This is a genomic window from Specibacter sp. AOP5-B1-6 (assembly GCF_052376555.1).
Classification (GTDB): Bacteria; Actinomycetota; Actinomycetes; order Actinomycetales; family Micrococcaceae; genus Specibacter.
The window spans coordinates 1-2,757 of the sequence record NZ_JBQSVT010000088.1 but is presented as its reverse complement, the minus strand read 5'-3'; the positions used below and the strand labels follow the sequence as shown (position 1 = coordinate 2,757).

Here is a 2,757-nt window from a genome sequence, read left to right as displayed (position 1 = left end):
CGGGGCCTCCCTGCACTTAACCCCACCCAACACCGCCAACCAACAGTCAGCCACCAACCACAACCACCAACGGCCGCCCACCAAGCGGCCACACCCATTTAAGCGGAATGCCCGCACTCGGCAGGAGACCCAAGGGTTTGAGCTTCAGGCCGGTCGTTGTCCTGAAGCGCGAGGGGAGGAGCCGGCGGCCCGGAGCTCAGATGCCGGCGACCAAGTCCGCAGAAATCAGCAGCACGAAGTCCACCGAATCCATGACAGCCCTTCCGCAGCCCGGCCAGTTGCTCCGCCCCGGGCCAGCGAGGCCGTCGCTGGCCCGGAGACCAGACACGAACGCTCCAGCCGCCGCTGTCCGGGCCAACCACCGCGGCTGCAGTGGCTAAGGCATCGCACGCTGCAACATGATGGCTGTGGGGTGGCCGTGCGCATCGGTTCCTACCGGCACCGATGCCGGCACCATAATCGACAGTGTGGATTCCAATCTTGTCCGATGCGCACAAATCATTGGAAAATGACTGCCTGCTTATGAGCAGGCACAATGGCATCATGCGCCTGTACCTGTCTTCGTACCAACTTGGTGACCACCCTGATGCTTTTACTGATTTGGTTCGGGGCAAAAAGAGTGGGTGGGTCATCATGAACGCTTTCGATGGCGCCGCTCCTGAGGTGCGGCGTAGAGAGACGGAACGCCAAATTGATAATCTCGCGGGGATCGGGCTCACGGCACATGAGCTCGACTTGCGGGCTTATGACGCCGGCAGCCTTTCCATGCAGTTTGGACGGCCGGACTTCGTCTGGGCTCGGGGCGGGAACGTTTTCACGCTCCGGGCGGCTCTGGCACGATCGGGAGCCGACGCGCTCATTGTGGATCGCCTGAGATCGGACGCCCTGGTTTACGCCGGTTTCAGTGCCGGGGGTTGCGTGCTTGCCCCGAGCCTGTTGGGTCTAGAAAAGTGCGATTCGACCGATGATGCCTTATCGCTCTACGGGGCAGTCGAGTTCGCCGGGCTCAATATTCTGGATAGGCCGTTTGTGCCCCATCTCGGATCCTCGGCTCACCCGGAACGCGAGATCCTGACTCAAGTGGCTGCTGCTTACGCTCACGAAGGCCAAGAGTATTGGGCGCTTCGTGATGGCCAGGCATTGGTTGTTGACGGCAGCAGCGTTGTGCTGCGCTGAGGGAGCATTGGGTTGAGTCTTCCGCTTAAGGTTGGGTCTGGCGTAGGGGCTTGCCGTTAGCCTGTGAAAACCTGTAACCCAAGCCGTCCGGAGTCCTGGGGACGTGGTGTGGATGGTAGTTTGAAAAAATGACAATTGAATCCACAGACATCCCGCAGGCAATGAACCACCCCGGTGAATTCACTTCTTACGACGCGCGCTCCAAACAGTTAATAGTGATGGACGCCATCGAGGTCGCCCCAGCGGGGCATGTCGGTATCAAATGCGAGGACGGGCACTGGGCCATTCCTGCCAACCGTGAATTTGGTGCATTCAGTTACCACCGAAAAAGCTATTGGTGCGCGAACGGGGATAAAGCACCAGTCAGGTTCGCGACGGCAGCAGTTCAGGAAAGCCATGTTCCATATCTTGGTGCAGAAGGTAAGAGCAAAGTCGTTAATGGCGAGTGGTTCCATGCCTCACCACTCTCGAAGGTCAAATTCCCTTCAAGCCTCAGATCGGATCGCTACGTTCACCTGGGAACACGGATTGCGGCCACCGATTGGGACCTCGTACAGTCGCGCGGCCGCGATGAGAGTTTCCTCTACTCGGTGAAGCTGAGTTCTGAGGCAACGGTCAGTGATGACATCCACGTTGAGAACGACGCAGGCTCGGATATTCGAGAGAAGGGTTTAACCTTGGATGCGTTCGACATCTACAGGTATGTGAACGTGAAAGAGGATCCGGGGTCTGTTTCGGTGCTCATACGGCCATCCGCCATCGTAAGTGTTGACCTAGTCAAACACGTTCCCGCCATCGATCCGTCCCATGGCAATAGGCCCAGGTTCCCGCAGCCCTAAGTTTGAACCAATCCAAAGAGCCGCTTCAGGTGGTTGGGTTCGGACTCAGGGTGTCTGAAATAGAACAGGCAAGACAGTGTGCGTATCTCTCTCCAAGCTTTGGCCCACAACCGAATTCGGCTCTAGCTCTTCCAGGAAGCGAATGTTGGTCGGCTGGATATGAAATTTCGGTCCGGCGTTGATGAGTCTGGACAGATGGACGGTGGGCACGGCCCCAGCGGTGACATCTTCTTCGGTACTTGCAACGCAGTTGTCCGCATGAATGGATACATGACGCGGTGCTGTCGATTTGCGGCGGAATTGGGCGCCCAGTCTGCGCACCGGACACTGTCTCATGATGATGCCCCTATTCAGGGGATTTAGGAAGCTGCCATTGCAGGCCATGTGTCATGCACGGGAACCCGCACATCGTCAGCCCTGCAAGCCAGCATCGCTGAGTATGGAGGAGCGCTGTAAGCCCCTTGAGCAGCTCAAATCGGAAAGGGCCCTACGCACAAAATTCTGGCACGCCGGTTCATGCTGGGATCGGGCTCACGGTATGCCATAAGGGGGCGACGGCCTGCTAGACGAGCCTTCTGGATGCTACGACAGTGGCTGCCTGCAACCGTACACAGCCGCGGGCGGCCGATGCCGGCCGAGTTACCAAGAGCCGAACGGAGACACCTGGCGGAGCCTGCGTACCGGCGGTTTGGCGGCCGTGGCGTGGGTGGTGTTGGTGTGTGGGGGTTGTGGAGTTGCGTGT

Annotated in this window: 2 protein-coding genes; both read left to right on the top strand. The window is 58.7% G+C overall.

What is annotated here, in order from left to right; genetic code table 11:
* Positions 1-480: 480 nt before the first annotated feature.
* Positions 481-1,176, top strand: coding sequence for a Type 1 glutamine amidotransferase-like domain-containing protein (locus tag ACT3TS_RS19500; RefSeq protein ID WP_444533188.1), 696 nt, complete (start codon positions 481-483; stop codon positions 1,174-1,176).
* Between the two features lie 128 nt (positions 1,177-1,304).
* On the top strand, positions 1,305-2,015 hold the full coding sequence (locus ACT3TS_RS19495; protein ID WP_444533187.1) for a hypothetical protein: 711 nt from the start codon (positions 1,305-1,307) through the stop codon (positions 2,013-2,015).
* Positions 2,016-2,757 lie beyond the last annotated feature (742 nt).